Source organism: Otoolea muris, from assembly GCF_943193115.1.
GTDB lineage: Bacteria > Bacillota > Clostridia > Lachnospirales > Lachnospiraceae > Otoolea > Otoolea muris.
This window is the reverse complement of sequence record NZ_CALPCY010000009.1, coordinates 40,557-59,579: the sequence shown is the minus strand read 5'-3', so window position 1 is coordinate 59,579 and position 19,023 is coordinate 40,557. Positions and strand designations below refer to the sequence as shown.

General features: G+C 53.8%; 11 protein-coding genes and 1 pseudogene. 10 read left to right on the top strand and 2 right to left on the bottom strand.

The features are described from left to right. Positions 1 to 48: 48 nt before the first annotated feature. Both NFS31_RS27435 and NFS31_RS07790 read right to left on the bottom strand, forming a co-directional pair. Positions 49 to 213 (bottom strand): annotated as a pseudogene (locus tag NFS31_RS27435) (Uma2 family endonuclease); the annotation flags it as partial. A 412-nt stretch (positions 214 to 625) separates the two neighbouring features. Beyond that, positions 626 to 880, bottom strand: coding sequence for a TIGR03905 family TSCPD domain-containing protein (locus tag NFS31_RS07790; RefSeq protein WP_251493230.1), 255 nt, complete (start codon positions 878 to 880; stop codon positions 626 to 628). Between the two features lie 409 nt (positions 881 to 1,289). On the opposite strand from NFS31_RS07790, the gene NFS31_RS07785 reads away from it, so the two are divergent. The 10 genes from NFS31_RS07785 (at position 1,290) to NFS31_RS07740 (ending at position 18,977) form a co-directional block, all read left to right on the top strand. Next, positions 1,290 to 2,369: a TRAP transporter substrate-binding protein gene (locus NFS31_RS07785; protein WP_251493228.1), complete on the top strand. Its 1,080-nt coding sequence runs from the start codon at positions 1,290 to 1,292 to the stop codon at positions 2,367 to 2,369. A 56-nt stretch (positions 2,370 to 2,425) separates the two neighbouring features. Beyond that, entirely contained in the window at positions 2,426 to 2,965 is a 540-nt protein-coding gene (locus tag NFS31_RS07780) for a TRAP transporter small permease (protein ID WP_251493226.1), read from the top strand. Then, the gene (locus NFS31_RS07775) at positions 2,959 to 4,245 is read left to right on the top strand and encodes a TRAP transporter large permease (protein ID WP_251493224.1); all 1,287 of its coding nucleotides are present in this window, start codon (positions 2,959 to 2,961) and stop codon (positions 4,243 to 4,245) included. Before NFS31_RS07780 ends, NFS31_RS07775 begins: the two co-directional genes overlap by 7 nt. Positions 4,246 to 4,285: 40 nt before the next feature. After that, complete coding sequence (locus tag NFS31_RS07770; RefSeq protein ID WP_251493222.1) at positions 4,286 to 5,191, top strand: isocitrate lyase/PEP mutase family protein; 906 nt, start codon at positions 4,286 to 4,288, stop codon at positions 5,189 to 5,191. 301 nt (positions 5,192 to 5,492) lie between these two features. After that, positions 5,493 to 6,191 (top strand): 5'-methylthioadenosine/adenosylhomocysteine nucleosidase, encoded by a 699-nt coding sequence (locus tag NFS31_RS07765; RefSeq protein WP_251493220.1) that lies wholly within the window; start codon positions 5,493 to 5,495, stop codon positions 6,189 to 6,191. A gap of 146 nt (positions 6,192 to 6,337) precedes the next feature. Further along, positions 6,338 to 7,495, top strand: coding sequence for a hypothetical protein (locus NFS31_RS07760; RefSeq protein WP_251493218.1), 1,158 nt, complete (start codon positions 6,338 to 6,340; stop codon positions 7,493 to 7,495). A 332-nt stretch (positions 7,496 to 7,827) separates the two neighbouring features. After that, the gene (locus tag NFS31_RS07755) at positions 7,828 to 9,177 is read left to right on the top strand and encodes a glucose-6-phosphate isomerase (RefSeq protein WP_251493216.1); all 1,350 of its coding nucleotides are present in this window, start codon (positions 7,828 to 7,830) and stop codon (positions 9,175 to 9,177) included. Positions 9,178 to 9,885: 708 nt separating this feature from the next. Further along, a complete protein-coding gene (locus tag NFS31_RS07750) occupies positions 9,886 to 12,642 on the top strand; it encodes a neuraminidase-like domain-containing protein (protein ID WP_251493214.1) in 2,757 nt (918 codons plus the stop codon). A 9-nt stretch (positions 12,643 to 12,651) separates the two neighbouring features. Further along, positions 12,652 to 17,595, top strand: a complete 4,944-nt coding sequence (locus NFS31_RS07745; protein WP_251493212.1) for a Tc toxin subunit A-related protein — start codon at positions 12,652 to 12,654, stop codon at positions 17,593 to 17,595. 41 nt (positions 17,596 to 17,636) lie between these two features. Continuing rightward, the gene (locus NFS31_RS07740) at positions 17,637 to 18,977 is read left to right on the top strand and encodes a hypothetical protein (RefSeq protein WP_251493210.1); all 1,341 of its coding nucleotides are present in this window, start codon (positions 17,637 to 17,639) and stop codon (positions 18,975 to 18,977) included. Positions 18,978 to 19,023: the final 46 nt, after the last annotated feature.

Below are 19,023 nucleotides of genomic sequence, written 5' to 3'. Positions count from 1 at the left end.
GAAAATGGTTTTGTAAGGTTATTTAAATCGTATTATACTAGGATCCAAGTCAGGAGCGCCGGTGCAGCCTCTGTCTGTGAGCTTGTTTCGGCCGCAGATAACGCTTATATCCGGTTCTACCACGGTCTTGTCATCCGCGTCAAACAGTTGGACGGCAAAAGGCGCAGGATAAACCTTGCAGAAGCTATTTTTAGAATCAATGTAGTCTGCAATAATCTTTGGCAGGAACAATGGCATGCAGAAGGTGTATGGGGCGCTGCGGCGCATCCTAGAGTAGTCCGGGCGGGGAGAGGAACGATCGGGGGGGGGGGCGGAGGGAGAGGAGGCAGATTGTGGTGGAGCTGCCAAAGCTTCCAAAGGAGTTAAAAGAGGACAGCGACGAGATCCTGCTGTGGGCGAAATTCATAAACGCGGAGAAAAGGAGGAATTTAACATGCTGGCGGAAAGAACCCCCTATATCGAAAAGGCATATGAGAAGCTGCAGGTGCTCAGCCGTGACCGGGAAAAACGTCTGGAAAAGAGAAAACGAAACAGCTTACAAAAGCAGCGCCATACATCCGGCGCTGCTTTTCGTCTGCCGGAAGAAACAGCCAGCGGAACATGTAAAGTTATCTTTGAACAGTTTTTATGCTCCTTTATGTTCTTCTTTATACTGCTTCAAGGCCCGCGCGAGCTGATCCGGGCAGGAAGTGGGGCGGAAGCCGCAGTTTATGCCTTCCGTACGGGCGATCACCTCGTCGATATCCATGCCTTCCACGAGCCGGGCTACGCCCTGTGTGTTGCCGGAGCAGCCGCCGACAAAGCGGACATTCTTCAGTTTATTGTTTTCCACTTCAAAGCTGATTTCACGGGAACAGACGCCCTGTGTCTTAAAATTCATAACCTTTTACCTCCAGATGATTCTTTTTATAAATGGATATGTAAATATAATATCCCGCATCTCTTTATTAAATGATTCCTGACAGCAGCCATTCACAGGTTATCGAACGGTTCCGCCGGGCAGACAGCCATTCGCATGCTCAAAACGGCTATGATGATTATATATCCGCACAAAAGCAGTTGTCAAGATTCCAAAAACTGTTTCAAAAAAACATATAAACCATGTGTTGAAACAATTTTGGGGAAAAGGCGTTGAAAATGTTGCGGGATTGTGGATAACAGACAGGGCAAAAGGCCCTGTTTTTGCTTAAAATAATTTTTTTTGCTGTCAGGGGCAGATTGGCACAAAAATTGCTAATTATATAGGGTGTGGGGATATCATTTCATTGATTTTAAAAGGAGGTTATCTTATGAAGAAAAGTAAAATGCGTTGTTATGCAGCTATTTTGGCAATGGTAATGGCGGGATGCTCCCTTGCCGGATGTGGGGGAACACCATCCGGCACACAGGAGACAGAGGGGCAGCCAAAGACGGTTCAGGAAAGTGTGTCTGATACAGAAGCCGAATCATCTGGGAAAGCGTATCCGTCCATGCAGATAGATATGGCGTGTAATAATTCCAATTCACCGGACGAAAGCCTGCTGTTAAAGTTCGCAGAGCTGGTGGAAGAACGCAGCGGAGGCGCTGTAACGGCAGTCGTATTTGCGGGAACACTTGGATCAGAGCTGGAGATCGATGAACAGATCCGCTCGGGAACGGTTCATATGTATGTCTCAGCGACGTCTACGATTTCCACATATGCGCCGGATTATAATACATTTTCCGTACCGTATGTGTATTCAGATCGCGCTCAGGTGATGGCTTCATGGCAGGGGAGCATAGGAGAGGGATTACGCCAAAAATACGCGGATGCCGGAATTTATACGTCGGGCGATACATTGTTCATACGCGGAATGCGGGAGCTGACATCGAATAAGATTGTGAAAACCGCTGACGACGTGAGAGGTCTTAAACTGCGCCTTCCCAGTACAGCGGAATGGGTGACTGTATGGTCAAAGATGGGGGCCAATGTGGCGACGATTTCGTCAGCAGAGGTATTCAGCGCCCTGCAGACAGGGGTGGTGGATGCACAGGAGAACCCGATTATTTCCAACCATGATAAGGGGCTGCAGGAAGTGCAGAAGTATACGATCATGACCGATCATATTGTTGACATGCTGCCAGTCATTTACAGTAAGAAATGGTTTGACGGACTGGATCCGGATACCAGGGAGCTGATTAAGGAATGCCTTGATGATGCGACAGACTGGGCAAATCAGTATGCGATTGAAGTGACGGAAGAAAATAAGGCTGAGATGGAGGCAGCAGGAATGGAATTTATTGAGGTAGATACCTCCAGTTTTAAAGAGAGCGCTCTGTCATGCCTGGACGAGCTTGCTAAGAATTGGGCGGATGGCGTATATGATCAGCTTATGAAGGACATTTCCTAACGAATCATGCATATCAGGACAGGGCTTTGTTTTGAACAGAGTCTGGAGGAGGTTTTATGCTGAAAAGACAGATACGTTTTTTGAATGGGATCTATGATTTCCTTGGACTTTTATTTATGGCGGGCCTGATTTTGTGTTGCTGGCTGCAGGTGGCGGCCCGTTTTATCAACAGTGTGACGATTGTGTGGACCGACGAGCTGGCCGGTTATATGATGGTTGGCTGCTGCTTCTTTGGGGCGGGGACGGCAATGCGCCATGGAGGCCATCTGGGCGCGTATTTTTTGCGGGATCGCCTTAAGGGGAAGATGTGCGGACTCGCCCTGCTGTTTAACGCCCTGATCACCATGGCAGTATTAATTATGTTTGTGATCGGAGGCTTAAAGGAGCTGGAGCTGGTAGGGGGGAATATGGCCACGTCTATGCCGTGGCTGAGCCAGAAATGGCTGTATATCCCCCTGATTATTGGCAGTGTTTACATGTTTTTTTATACGCTTCGGGATGCGGCGATTGCTGTCCGGATCATCCGGACAGGGAACGTGGAAGGATTTAGGACAGGGCTTAGCAGCCCGTTTCCGTCGGAGGTGAATGAATGCTAATCGTACTTTTTGTCGGGGTTTTGGTTGTACTTATGCTTTGCGGCGTCCCGGTTGCATTTTCTATGGCGGCCACAGCGTTTGCCTCAGCCGTATATCTGTGGGGATTTGAGGACGTACCGCTGCATATTTTAATCCAGCAGACCGTTTCGGGCGTAAACAGCTTTACATCCCTTGCGATTCCGCTGTTTCTTCTCGCGGGTCAGTTAATGAATGGGAGCGATATTACAAACCGTATCTTTGACTTCTGTCAGGCCTGTGTGGGAAGCCTGCGCGGTGGGCTTGGGCATGTCAATATTTTGTGCAGCGTTATTTTTGCGGGTATGTCCGGCACAGCCGCGGCAGATGCGGCGGGGCTTGGGACTATGGAAATTAAAGCGATGACGGATGCCGGGTTTGATAAAGAATTTTCGGTTGCCGTGACAGGGGCATCTTCGCTGATTGGCCCGATCATTCCGCCAAGTGTGCCAATGGTAATGTATGGGGTTCTTGCCGGGGTATCCGTATCCGGTTTGTTTATCGGAGGAATATTGCCGGGACTTTTGATGGCCGGGGGGATGATGGCCATGGTGTACATGTATTCTGTAAAACGCAATTATCCGCGGGGAGAGCCCTTTAGCTTAAAAAGACTGTGGAATGCGTTTCGCCATTCGATTTTGTCCCTTATGACGCCGATGATTATTATTGGAGGAATCTGGTCCGGTATTTTTACCGCGACTGAGGCGTCAGCAATCGCCGTTTTATATGCATCAGTTCTGGCTCTGTTTATCTATCAGGATATGAAACCGCGGGAGTGGGTTTTACTGCTTAGAAAAAGCGTACTGGACTGCGCGTCGATTATGCTTGTGCTGGGCTGCGTGTCATTATACGGTTATGTACTGACCCGGACGCGTATTCCCGTATTACTGGCTCAGAGCGTGGTAAGCCTGACCACAAACAAGGCGGTTGTAACCATGATTTTGATGATATTCCTGCTTTTTATAGGGTGCTTTATGTCTACAACCGAGTGCGTCCTGTTGTTTACGCCGATTTTTCTGCCTCTGATGCAGCAGGTGGGGATTAATATAACAGTGTTTGGAGTGGTGATGTGTCTTGTTCTGATGATTGGGCAGATTACGCCGCCGTTTGGGACATGCCTGTTTATTTTGTGCAAGAATGCAGGGCTTGGCATGGACGTGGTGGTAAAACATACAATTCCGCTAACCATTCCTGTTCTGATCACGGCAATTTTATGCCTGATTTTCCCTGGGCTTGTTACATTTCTGCCCAGTGTATTTTCATAAGCAACCAGACAGTTTATTTTAATTTTAGGAGGATAACGATATGTATGCAACCAATCAAATCAGCGGCGCGCGTATGCTGCGGGAAAGGCTGAAGAATCCGGAGATCATCGTAGCGCCCGGCGCATATGACTGCCTGTCAGCGCGCCTGATCGAGCAGTGCGGTTTTGAGGCAGCCTTTATGACCGGCTACGGCGCGGCGGCATCCATTCTGGGAGAACCGGATTATGGGCTGATGACCATGAATGAGATGGCCAATGTATGCGCCAACATGAATGCGTTTTTAAATATTCCCCTGATCGGGGACATTGACACCGGTTATGGCAATCCGCTGAATGTGTACCGGACCGTAAAGGAATTTGAGAGGGCCGGAATGGCGGCGGTTCACTTAGAGGATCAGGTGTTCCCCAAACGGTGCGGCCATATGGAGAATAAAGCAGTTATCTCCATGGAAGAGCATGTGGAAAAGATCCATGCCGCTGTGGAAGCGCGCGAGGAGATGCTGATCATCGCCCGCACGGACTCCCGCGCGACACATGGCCTGGACGAAGCGATCCGCCGCCTCGAAGCCTACCGCGACGCCGGGGCGGATATTGTATACGCCGACGCCCTGCGGAGCGACGAGGAGCTGAAGGCTGTTGGCTCAATCCCCAATGTCTATAAATTCACAAATCAGACGGAAAACGGAAAGACGCCGCCGCGGACGGCGAAGCAGCTTGAGGAAATGGGCTTTAATATCGTGATATTCCCCTGCGGGACCGTGTTCACGGCGGCAAAGGCCATGCAGAAGATGTTGAAGCAGCTTAAAGCAGAGGGAACCTCCGAGGGGTGCGTGGGGCAGATGACGACCTTTAATGAGTTTACCGGCATTGTGGGGCTTCCGGAGCTGCAGAAAAGGGAGGCGAAGTTCAGGACGTATGAGTTCAGGCAGCCAGCCGGAACAACGTGAACCCTGTCCTGCCATCAGTAGCATAATTGCCCCAATAATCGTAACGGTTCAGACAACCTGAGCTGTAACCAGTAACCATCCATCTCCCATAATTATTTTTAAAACCAGTTGCCATCCCTCCAAAACTACATTATAATTTTTATTGGCAGATGCGCAGCGCTTACAAAGAAACATCCTGCGCACTTTGCCTGGTACAGCATTGCATTCATTCGCGGGTAAACATCACTCGCGAATGAATGCAACGTTGCACTGGGTTATTTTGCGACAGTTCCTAAGGATTAAAAATTTGGAGGAAAAAGGAATGCTTGGTATTATCGGCGCAATGGACGAGGAAGTGGCAAAGATTAAGGAGGAGATGACCGATGTCTCGGTCACCACAGTGGCCGGAATGGATTTTTATCAGGGAAAGCTAAAGGGCAGGGACGCGGTTGTGGTGCGCTCCGGTATTGGAAAGGTCAATGCCGGGATGTGCAGCCAGATTCTGGCGGACCGTTTCCAGATCAGCGCGATCATCAATACAGGAATTGCGGGATCTCTGAGAAATGAGATCAATATCGGCGATATTGTGGTGTCTACGGACGCGGTGCAGCACGATATGGACGCCAGTGGATTCGGATATAAGAAGGGGCAGATCCCCAGAGTGGATACACTGGCGTTTGAGGCGGATAAGGAGCTGATCGAGCTGGCTCTTTCGTGCAACCGGGAGGTGAACCCTGAGATTCAGACCTTTACAGGGCGTGTGCTGAGCGGGGATCAGTTTATTTCCGATAAGGAGAAGAAGGAGCGGCTGATCGAGACGTTTGGCGGAAGCTGCACGGAGATGGAGGGCGCGGCGATCGCCCAGGCAGCTTATTTAAACCATATCCCGTATCTGGTGATCCGGGCGATCTCCGATAAAGCGGACGACAGCGCGGGGATGGATTACGCCGTATTTGAGGAGCAGGCGATCCGCCACAGTGTAAAGCTGCTGCTGGAGATGGCGGCAAGGTACGAAAAATAAAAATAACGCTTCAGACATGGCCTTGAGAATCGAATCAAGGCCATATTTGACGAACGATTTTTGGCTTTCTCATCTTCCCAAAGATAAAACCGGAGGCTATAATATAGGCTATCTGGAAAATCTGGAGAAGAAAGGGGAGCTTTTTTATGTTGGAATTTTTAGCATCCGGAAAAGCATTATCCGTGCTTGCGGCGATCGGAGTCATCGGGATTGTGAGCAAACTCATTACACGGAGCCTCTACAAAAGATTATTGAAAGAAACAGATAACATGGCGATGACGAAGAACAAAAACTTAAAAGCACTGAAGCAGAAGCTGGAAAATGCCTATCGTCTGAATCAGAACATTGTCAATACGCAGGCATATTTGGAGAAGCAGCTATACGGTTTCCGGTTTATGAATCTCTCTCTGGATACATGGAATAACCTGTCCATGCAGATGGTGATTCTGGGGCTCCTGGCCGGAGGGGCGGGATCATTTTTGGCTTACTGGTACAGGCTGGATTCCTACTATATTGTATTATATGCATCTGTTGGCGCTTTGAGCAGTCTTCTTCTGACCTTTTTGGACAGCAGTTTTAATATTATCCAGAAACAGCAAAGGCTGGAGACGGTTTTACTGGAGTATATGGACAATTCCGTGTTTGTACGGGCCGCCAGGGAAAATACGGGCCGTGATGCGGCGATGTCCAGGGCGGCGCTTACGGCGCAGGACTGGGACAAGGATCGCCAGGCGCGCGAAGAAAGAAAAGACCGCCAGACACGCGAGGATGAGATCATAAATGAGCGCGGGGCGCGCGGTGAGGAGGCCAGGGAGCGATCCCGCGACGAGGAGTTTAAAGAACGCATGTCCCGCGAGGGAAATAAGGACAGCCTGGCGCGCGGCGAGGAGACGAAGAATGGCCTCATTAAGGAGGAGACGGGCAGAGGAACGATACGCAGCATTAAAAGCAGGAATTCCAGGGCGGATGATCTGCTGCGGGCTGTGCGGACGATGAAGGAGGAGGACGAGCAGGAAGCGCCTGTAAAGCTGAGGGAAATGGATCGCGCGGAGCGCGCCGTGTCAGGGGCATCCAAAAAGGGCAGAAATGCGCCGCGGGATGCGGCATACGGCGGCCCGGAGGAAGACAGCCAGGCCAGGCGGGATATTGATTATTTAAAACAGAGTCTCGAACAGATTGCGGCCAGTAAGGACAGAGGCCAGGAGGAAGCGCCTTCCAGGGAGAAGGACTGGCTGAAGAATTTAAACGGCGAGGAGCTGAAGCTGATCGGAGAGATCATGCAGCAATATTTTTCACGGACATAAAATGGGGGCATGGCAGATGGAGCATGGCGGCGGTTCGGGTGGGCGGACGGTTATAATTATAGTGTAACTGGTAAGCTGTTGCTATTTACGGGCGGTATCTTCTTGTCCGGCTATGCCGGACAAGAAGCATCGGGCGTTCGCCCGATGTGGAAAACTGGCGGAAAACCGCCTTACAAGCAAGCTTGACGTCTGTTTTCCGCCAGTTTTCCCCGCCCTGCGAACTGTAAACGGTAAATTGGCGGTTGCGAAATGGCGGTTGCATTGATATAATGAAATACATAGGACAGCCGCCGGAATGCGGCTGTGAACAAGTGAAAAAGGAGACAAAGACAATGGGAAAAGAAGTTAGGTTTGATTATTCCAAGGCAGGCGGATTCATCGGCCAGGAGGAGCTTGGCAACTTAAAAACCAGCGTGGTGGCGGCCAGAGACACGCTGGTAAACCGGAGCGGCGCGGGGAATGACTTCCTGGGCTGGGTGGATCTTCCGGTTGACTATGACAAGGACGAATTTACGCGTATTCAGAAAGCGGCGGCGAAGATTCAGGGAGATTCCGATGTGCTTCTGGTGATCGGTATCGGCGGCTCCTACCTTGGGGCAAGGGCGGCTATTGAGTTCTTATCCCATAGCTTTTACAACAATTTATCAAAGGATAAGAGAAAAACGCCGGAGATTTATTTTGTGGGAAACAGCATCAGCAGCAAGTATATCAGGGATCTGCAGGACATGCTGGACGGAAAAGATTTCTCCATCAATATCATTTCCAAATCCGGCACCACCACAGAGCCGGCTATAGCCTTCCGTGTATTTAAGAAGATGCTGATTGAGAAATACGGAAAAGAGGAGGCCAATAAGAGAATCTATGCCACCACAGACAAGGCCAGGGGAGCGCTCAAGAGCCTGGCGAATGAAGAGGGCTATGAATCCTTTGTGGTTCCGGACGACGTGGGAGGCCGCTACTCCGTGCTGACCGCTGTGGGCCTTCTTCCCATTGCAGTCAGCGGGGCTGATATTACAAAGCTGATGGAGGGCGCGGCGTTCGGAAGAAAGAAAGCGCTTGAGACGCCGTATGAGGAAAACCCGGCGCTTTTATACGCGGCGGTGCGCAATATCCTTTTAAGAAAAGGAAAGATGGTCGAGATCGTGGCAAACTACGAGCCGTGTCTGCATTACGTATCCGAGTGGTGGAAGCAGCTTTACGGAGAGAGCGAGGGCAAGGATCAGAAGGGCATCTTCCCGGCCTCCGTTGACCTGACCACAGACCTGCACTCCATGGGACAGTTCATCCAGGACGGCGCGAGGATTATGTTTGAGACTGTAATGGAGGTAGAGAGTTCTCCGGCTGAGATCATTCTCGAAGAGGAAGAGGTTGACACGGACGGCATGAACTATCTGGCCGGAAAGAGCGTGGATTTCGTCAATAAGAGCGCCATGAACGGCACGATTCTCGCGCACACGGACGGCAGCGTGCCGAATGTAAAGGTTATCATCCCTGAGCTGGATGAGTACAATCTGGGACAGCTTTTCTACTTCTTTGAGTTCGCCTGCGGCGTCAGCGGATATTTACTGGGCGTGAATCCGTTCAACCAGCCGGGCGTGGAGAGCTATAAGAAGAATATGTTCGCACTTCTCGGGAAGCCGGGCTATGAAGAGGCGAGAGAGGCGCTTTTGAAGAGATTATAAGAGGCTGCGGATTGCGGTTTTTATAAGGAATGAGCCGGGAAGGCGTGGGGATACAGGAGTTTATATAAGGATATAGTTAGGCCGCCGTGAAGTCACAGGGAGTGATTTTGCGGCGGTTTTATGATGCATCCATACATGACGCTTAATGAAGATACAGAAATTACACATTCTGAGATGAAGCCTGATGGACGTGTTAAGGTATATATTGAAACACCGAATGAGAAGGGCTGCCGCGGCGGCATCGTTGACCGCCGACAACGCAGTCTGATGGAAATTTAGGCAAGGAGGTTTGCCTGAATATAATCGGTACAGTACAGTAGTATATCATCGGACATTAAATACGCTATACGAACCTATGGCTTTAGCACTGCCATTCCCCAAATTGGAAATAGGAAAGCCCCGGAGGCGACGCTCCAGGGCTTTTTGTCATGCTGTATGAAAAGCGCCCGCTTCATTTTTGTCTGTTGGCAAGATACCCCCCAAAAAAATTCTTCTGAGCCGCATCACGAAACGGTAACAATTTAGTGGAAATCCTGGAATTACTGTAATTTGACAACAAACAGGGCATATACTATAATGGGGATACATAATACATCCGGATTGTTTGGCAATAAAGACGGAATTTTCATCCTGAAATCACAAAACTCTCTGTTTTGACAGACAAGCTGCCCAAATTATCCGCCTGTTCCGTTCATGAAGGGAGATAATATGCATAAATACACCGCGCCGTCCAAGGAATCCTGGGGAACCCTGCGCAAATGGTTTGAGACAAATTGCGGAGCTCCTCCATTCACAGAGATCCTCAAAACAAGCGAAAACGGGTTTGTCCGTAAATACAGCGCCGGCTCAGGGATATCCGGAGCAGACAGCACAGACAGAACCGGCAAAGAAATCAAACAGACCAAAGCAGCCAAAGAACCTCAGGCAGCCAAAGAGCATACGCTCTGCGATAACAGCGCCCCGTCCGCAGAGGAGCTGCGCAGGTTCCACCGCTGTGTTTCCTCTGCGGCGCATAAGGCGAAACATCTGTTTTTCAGCCTCTACAATCTTTCCTCCCGGGACATGCCCCAAAAGGCCGGCATCCTGGCAGAGCTGCCGGATTTCTTCGGAGATGTGACGTCCTATTCCGATATCTTCGACTGTATAGCAGGAGCGGAGGACGGACTTGACGTATTTTCCCCGGCCGCCTATTTTGCGGATCTGATGCGGATCATCGAGACATACATAACATCGGAATTCGACATTCCGCCCGGCCGGCGTCTGCGCGACCGCCGCCCGGATCTCTATTCGCTCCTGCTGACAAGGGAAAACACAGAGACGCTTTTGCCATACACGGATATCATCCGGGAACGCCTTGCCGCGGCGCTTAAAAAGCTGGATCCGGACAGGTTTGGGTGTGGAAGCGCTATGGGAGCTGCGGGTGCGGCGGGCAGAGAAACCGCGGGCAGGGAAACGAGGGGCAAAGAAACAGCGGACCGGGAAACCGCGCACATGGAAACGGCAGGAGGGGACGACGACGGGCGCATCAAGGCATACTGCGCCAAAAATGTATATCCCCCCGGCCTTCCTTTTTCGGAACCCTATCACATCGTCGCCGCGGCCCTTAAGCAGGGCGTCTTTTCCCCGGCGCGCCTTCTGGCCCTGTTTCGTCCCGATCTGCCGGAGGATCGCCTGACGGCGGCCGCGCTGGGCGTCAGTGCGGATTATCTGGCGGCGCTTCTGGCCTGCAAACGTGACTTTTACCCTGAATTAGACGCCCTGGCTGACTGGTCAGACGTCGATGCCGGACTTGTCATGCGCGCGGCCGGGCTTTCCCTAAAAGAGCTGGACGAATTGCTCGGGCGGGGCATAGACACAGCAGAGGAGTTTCAGCTTGCCGCCCCGGGATTTTATATCAACCGGGGCCTTGCAGCATGCCTGGAGCTCTCAGCGGATGCCCGGCGCGTTACAGGACTCACAAGGGCTTCGGTTCCCAACCTGATTCGGTTTGCGCGGGCAGCGGCTCTCACGGGGCTGACTTACGATCAGCTCGACGCTGTGATCGCGGACGGCGATATGGACCCTGCGCTTTCACGCGTTGCCGCTATCCGGAATATGCCAAAGGATCAGGAGGCGTTATTGCCGCTGATATCATCGCTTTGCGATTACGGGCCGGACAGCGCGTTCCGGGCCGTTTACGGCGGGCGTCTGTCGTCCGGCGCGGCATATGCTCTTTCAGACGCGCTCCCTGCCATTGCAGAAGCCCTGCATTATCCGGAGAATGATATACAGGCGCTCTGCTCGTATCTGTTTGGCTCTTCGGAGAGTATTTCCGCAAAAGAGCTTGGCGCGCTCTACCGGAATACGCACATGGCCGGGCTTCTTGGAACGGGCGTCGGCGAATACATTGCCCTGGCAGAGCTCGCGGGCGTCGGCGCAGCGGCCCTTACCGGCATATTCTCTGCGGAAACGCTCGATGCGCTTCTGACATATGAGGATATAAGCGGCATGAATGCGTATGAGGCGGATTATATCTGTACAGGCGCAGAGACGCCGTATGCGGGACCGGGCATTAAGGACAGCGATATTGCGGCGTTCTTGGATGGCATCAGGGCGCAGGCGGGCGCGCTTTCCGCAGACAAAAAGAGCTATGCCGTTGAGCAGGAGCTGATCCGTTTCCTGGGGATGGATGCGGCGCTGGCCGGATGCCTGTTTCATGTGATTCCGGCCCCTCCCGGCGGTTTCGCCTCCTGGCAGGAGACATTTTATAAGGAAGAGGGCCTCGCGTTTGCGCGGAAGGCGGTCAGACGGCTGGCCCGCGCGAAGCTGCTTTTGGACAGACTCCCGGCGGATGTGTTTGCGCTGTTTGCCGGGGAGCTCTTCCCGGACGACATGGAAGGGACGGTTGTTTACAGGGATCTGGTAACCGTGTGCAGGTCCGCGAAATACTACCGCGCCAATCCGCTCTTTTTTATGCTGGCTGCTGACGCGATGGCGGGCGATGACAGCCGGGCGGCTCTCGCGGGGCTGTGCGGGCTTTCGGAGGATGATATCGACGCGTTACTCTGCCCGGCGGCATTGTCCGCCGAAGGTATGCTGCAATTTGCGGCCAGACTGGACGCAGTAAAGACCGTGCGGATATCTGTTTCAAACCTTCTGTCCTATTTAGGCGCGCTCACAAAAGAAAACGGTTACGGGGATCTGCTTTTGTGCGCCCGCGGCCTTCCTGTCCCGGAGGGAAGCGGAAAGGCATACTGTTCGGCCCTGACGGCGCTGACGCTCCAGACGCTCGGCTCCATATACCGGGACATGGATACGCCGGAGGCGCTGTCGGCGTATCTGCTGCTTGACGTGCGCATGGACGATGCGGTGCGCACGTCGTATATACGCGAGGGGATCAATGCCGCCCAGACGTATCTGAACCGCTGCCGGAGCGGGCTGGAGCCCGGTGTCGGGCGGATCGATGGCATAAGCGGGGAATACTGATCCTGGATCATGGATTATTCGGAGTGGAAGGCCAACCGCATGGTGTTTGTCGAACCGGAACAGTACCTCCTGCCGGATATCCGCTCCTCCCAGTCGTCCCTGTTTAGGAGCGCCCTTTCGGAAGCTTCCGGAAAACCGCTGGATGCGGCGTTAGCGGAGTCTCTCTATGCGAAGTATCTGGACGGCTATGCGGAGCTTTCCAATATCATTCCCTGCGCGTCGTACCTGGCCGCGACAGACGGCGCGGAGGAGCTCTACCTGTTCGGGCGTACGAAGGCGTCGGGCGGGAAGCTTTACTACTGTATCCGCAAAGACGGGATCTGGGGGGAATGGGCGGAGATCCCTGTGCCTGTCCCTGTGACGGAGATCACGCCCATCTTCATCTTCGGGAAACTATACCTGTTCTGGCTTGAGAAGTCGCTGGGGGCCGCGCCGAAGATCTCGTACACGCCCCCGTCCCCGGGCGGCGGAACGGATGAGGGCGCGGCGGCGCGCCTGCTGCAGAGCACCTCGAATGTGACGAGATTTTCCGTAAAATACACGTACCGGAGCCTGCTCGGAAGCTGGAATACGGTTCAGACTCTGTTCGATGAAGCCTGCGTGGTTGAAGATTCGGACGCGGATTACGGCAAGCCGTTCAAAAACGCGTACGACGTAAACGGCGAGGGATACAGACGCCTTGCGGCGTTTCGGATCACCGAGCGCAACTTTTGCGACGCCTCCGGCCGGTACTATATCAGCCAGAACTGCGAATTTGAAAAGCTGCTGATCATGTTCGGCGGTTTTGTCTACCGCATTCCCGACGAGGCGGTTGAGAATTATTATCCGTTAAGCAGTCCGTTTGAAACCAGGGATAAGGCCGCTTTTTCCGAGCGCCATGCCTCGCTCTGTGATAAAATCAATCTTCTGAGCCATCAGAATATCTCCGGCCGGCTCTGCAGCGGCAGCGTGCATATATTCGGAAGCACCCTGCGCGAGGAAAATGCGGCGGCGGACGGTGAGTTCCTGATCTTTGACGAATACACAGGCGGGGAAGAGGCGATCGCGCCGGCGGCCGCTATGGATGAATCTTCCTCCATCATCAGCGCCGTGTACACTGCCGATGTGCTAAAGAACCCATTGAGCGCGCCTGATACGATCACTCCTAAATTTGCCGGGCAGGCATTGCCCAGCTATTCGTACACCGGAGAAAGCGGAAACTACGGAGGCGAGTTCTGCGACACATTAAATACCTATGCGCTGGGTACAAAGCCGGATGCCATGCTCCGGGATTTCCAGAATTATCTGGAGGGCGTCGGCATAGCGGTATTTACGAAGTCCGATACGGGCGGAGCCGGCAGCGGCGGCGTGGTGCGGATAAGCCCCGAAGCGCTGAGCGGAAACAGCTTTTATGCGTCAACATCGAAGACAGGGGTCACTCCCGCGCAGTTCGGCGATCTGTATACGATCCTCCTGCAATGCCTGGGATCCCGGAACCTGTTTGGAAGTGCGGATAACCGCCTGGCCTCGGATTCGGAGATTATAAAGACCGTGAACCTGGCCGGGGGCTTTATACTAAAGACAGGGGGAAAGGGCGGGGAGGCGTTTCTCCTGACTCCCGCGCCCGCAAAGAGCGAAAAGGGAAAGCCCGCGCAGCTTAAGCCCACGGACAGCTCCATTGTAATCAGCTATCCGAAGATAACCGCAGAGGACATCGGGCGCGCTGCGGGCGAATGCGGCAAGAGCAGCGAAGACATGTTTGATACCCTGTATCAGCACGAACCGCCGGTGATTGACATCAACGGCTATGTATACACGCCCAACGCCACCAGGCAGAACATTGCGGGAGCGCTGGAGAGGCTGTTCGGGAAAAACGTCCCTGAGCAGACCGTTGAGGGGCTGTTCCATCTGCTGAGCAACCGCCGTCTGGCGTCGAACCGTATGTTCTGGTCGCAGAGCGTGGATCAGGCGACGAGCGTGGAAATTTTCAACGCGCTCACGGATCACACAGGGAGCGGGTACGCGGTTTCACCTGTGGATACAGCCGTTTCCATGAACTTAAATCCAAAGGTAAAGCTGAGGAATACAAACGTGATCGGCGCGAATACGCCGTCAGAGGTCAGCCGGATTTTCAGCCGGTACGTCAATGCGCCGCTGCCTGTATCCCTGCGCTTTTCCGGAGGCGGCGGGAGCGGATTTGATATAAACGCAATGAAATTTGATGTGACAAGGCTTACAAATGCATCGCTTCCCTATATTGTACAGAGCTTCAGCACAGGGGGAGTTGACGCGTTCCTGAAGCCTGAAAACCAGCAGGCGCCAGTGCCGGCCATCTATCCGATTGAGCGTTTTTCACCCAATGTAAAAGCGCTTAACCTGCCTCTGGCAGCGGACGGCGCGCAGCCGGATTTTGACGGCTTATATAAAAACTATAATTACGAGCTGTTTTACCATCTGCCGGTGTACGCGGCAAAGACGCTCCGGGATTTTGGAAATTACGCGGACGCCAGGAAATGGCTGGAGTATATCTATTCGCCCCTTGCCGCTGAATCGTTTATTGATTTTAACACCTTTTCGCCCGTTATCCCCGGCAGGGAAAACGCCTGCCTTTCGGCGCTTGCTGGAACCGGGCTGCTTACGGCCGTATCAGCGGGGAGACAGGTGCAATACCGGGTGAAATACGGCTTTGGCCTCGCGGATTTTGAGAGTTCGGGCGCGCGGGCGGATCTTCTGGCAGCGGGTCTTTTGCCGGAGGATATCAATAACGTGGCTGCAATCCTTTTGAATCACACGCTGGGAGGCCCTTACGGCTACTGCTGGGGCTTTTTCCCGTTCCGCACCAGGACAATTGCCAGTCTGATCGATGACCTGCGCGACAGCGCCGAGCTGCGCAATTACCACAACAACCCCTTTGATCCGCATGCCATCGCGTCACTGCGCATCGGCGCATATGAAAAATATACGGTTTTAGAATATGTCGATTTGCTCACCGAGTGGGGGGACAGGGAGTTCGCAAAGCTGACCTGGGACAGTATTGCCAATGCGTCGTCCCTCTATGGCATGGCGGGCGAGGTTTTGGGAAAACGGCCGTGCGCCGTAAAGCAGCGCGCGCCAAAAGCGTCGGCCAGGTGCTTTGACGATTTATTTGCCGGAAACAGAAGGGAGCAGGGGCGCCGGGCTGCCGAATTGATGGAAAGGCTGACGGCCGTTCTGCTGGATGAGCAGGACGAAGCCTGGGCGGGAAGCGCTTGCAGCGCGGAGGATACTGAGTTTTTCTTTCCCTATTTCAAGCTCCCTGCCAGCGCCGCCGCTCTGTCGAGATGGGATATTGTGGAAGACCGGCTGAGAAAAATCCGCGGGAATCTTGACATCAACGGAAACCCCAGGAGTATCCCGCTGTTTCCCGCCGCGGCGGATCCGCTGGAGCTTTCGAGGAGCCGGGCTGCAGGCTGCGCATCGCCTTGTGCAAGGCGGCCGGTGATCGGGACAAACTGGTACCGGTATTCGGTTCTCTATGCCTGTGCAAAGGAGTTCACCGCCGCCCTTATCCAGTTTTCGTCACAGCTTCTGGCCTCCATCGAGAAAGGGGACGCTGAGGCGCTCCGTGTTCTGTCAGCGAGGCAGAGCGCAAAACTGCTCGCCTTTACAAAGGAAGTCCGCAAAAATACGATTGAGGCGCTGGACAGGGAAAAAGAGGCGCTGCAGATCGCAAAAGAGGCTGCCAAACGGCGCAGGGAATACTATAAAAAGCTTGCAGACGAAAATATTTCCGGTACGGAGAAGGCGGCAATCGGTCAGAATATAGCGGCGGGGGCGGCAAACGCCGCGGCCGCGGCGCTGTCAACCGTAGGAGGGGCGGTTTCGCTGACGCCGGAGGTCGGATCCCCGTTTGCAATGGTTTACGGCGGCAGGGAGCTTGGCAGCTCCATGATGAATTTTTCGATGGCCTCCATGTCCCTCGCGTCATCGCTGAGCTGCTCGGCCGGCGTGACAGAAACCTACGCCGCGTATGCCAGGCGGCTTGAGGAGTGGAAATTCCAGGCCGGACAGGCAGAGAACGAAATCAGGCATATGGAACAGCAGTTGTCCGCAAACGCCCTGCAGAGGGAGTCCGCGCTCAGCGAACAAAGAAGCGTGGATCTCCTTGACAGGCAGACCGACGAGCAGATCGATTTTTACCGCACAAAGTTTTCGTCCTGCAATTTGTACGGGGCGCTGAGCGGCCTGCTGCGCCGGCTGGTGTTCGATTCCTACCAGACGGCGATCGGGATCTCCGCGCGTGCCCAGGCGGCCTGGCAGGAGGAGACGGACGATTGCACGGATTTTCTTACCTATACATACTGGGACGACGCCAAATGCGGGCTGATGTCCGGGGAAGCGCTTATGAGCGCGCTGAACGCCATGCAGGCGGCATATATCGCCAAAAACCCGCGGCGTCTGGAGATAACGAAGACCATATCGCTGGCAAGGGATCTTCCGTCCGCCTTTGCGCAGCTTCAGAGCGGGAATGCCTGCGGCTTCACGCTGCCGCTGTCCCTCTTTGACGACGTGAAAAAGCCGGCAAACTGCCTGCACAAGATACGCTCCCTGACCGTCAGCACGCAGGTTGTGATCGGCGCTTTCCAGAATATAAACGCAACGCTGACACAGACAGGAAGCGCGATACTGGCTAATCCCGCGGATCAGGAGGCGCTGGCTTATATGGCCGGCTTTGGCCAGAGCGGGGCGGCCGCGCCCTCCGGAGTGACAGTAAATCGCCGCGCAGGCCAGGCGATCCATATATCCAACGCCCAGAACGAAAGCGGGATGCATTTCTACAACCCGTCCGGCGGCGCGTACCTGCCGTTTGAGGGAACAGGAGCCGTATCGCAGTGGTATCTGGAATATGGAGATGAAAACCCCTTTAGCCCCGGGGATATAAACGATGTCATTCTTACGATTGCTTATACGGCTCTGCCGGCGGGAAAGGCGTAACCGTTTGGCCGGCCTGAACCATTATGCGAGAGGTTTAACAGATGGATTATTATATCGATACACCGGAGGATTTAACCAACATTCTGGGGGCGTGCATCCGAAAAAACCGCACCAGAGGCTGCCGTTTTGTTATACGAAAGGATCTGGACTGCGGAATAATTACAAATTTCGCTCCCCTGGGCAACGGATCCCGTTATTCGTTTGACGGCGAGCTGGACGGGGCGGATCATGTGATTAGAAACCTTGAGATATGTCCCCGCCAGACGTATGATCTGGGCTTTTTCGCCAGGATCGGCACAGGCGCGGTAAAGAATCTGCGGTTTGAAGCAGCCCGTGTCAGGCAGGATATAAGCGGCGTGCGAAGCGGAGCCAAAACGACCCGGGCCGGGATCCTTGCGGCCGTCTGCCAGGGGACGATAGAAAACTGTTCGGCGCAGGGGACAATCGTTCTCCAGACCGGGGCGGGGGCCTGCCTGGCCGGGGGCCTGTGCGGCTCTCTCTCCTATGCGGAATCACAGATCCGCAGCTCCTGGGCAGATGCAGGTATCTCGTTTCAGGCAGACGGGACAGAGAACGGCGAAAACGATACTCTCTGCCTGGCCGGGGGGATAGCCGGGAGCGCAAACGGCATTATAGACGCATGCCACAGCGCCGGAAGCATCGCCGGGCCCCGGGATGCATCTAAAAGCTACGCGGCGGGCGGGATATGCGGAAAAGCGGATTCATGCGCAAAGATTACGTCCTGCTATAATCTTGGCTATCTGTACAGCCGCGCCGTGGAAGGCGACGCGTTGGGAGGCATTGCGGGCATAACGGAAAAAGAGGCCGTTGTTTCCGCCTGTTTTTATCTGTCATGGTGCCTGCGGCCCAAAAGCGCGGGAGAAAGGGTCAGGGCCGCAAACCAGGCGGGGGATAAAAAACGCTGGGAGGAGTTTACGGATCCGGAGAAAAAGCCAGGCTCCGTGCTGTCAGAGCTGGGCAGCGGTTACGCCTGTACGCCTCCGGGGCCGGACGGCTATGTGTACGCCCCTCATCTGGTTTCACTGGAGAAGACCGGGGACGCCGGGGCCTTAAGCGAAGCCTGCTTAAAGGCGCTCTGCACGCCGGCCGCGCTCTCATTTGCCGAGTCGGTCTATCCGCATACGACCAATCCCGTGAAAGTGGACTGCGCGCTGTCCGACGGCGCGCTGGCGCAAGTTTCGCTGACGGCAGTACGGCCGGATCAGACCCAAATCACCGTGGAACCGCCGATCTCTGGCAGTTCATTTAGCTATAATCTCGGAAACAACGAATATATAAATTATGATTTTTTATTAACATTGAAGGATAAATACGGCCGTACGGTAACGATTTCAGATACGGACATAGAAACAACCATTTAAGCGCCCTGCCGGGCAGGCAGGCGCTGCAGAAAGGAAGATCTTACAG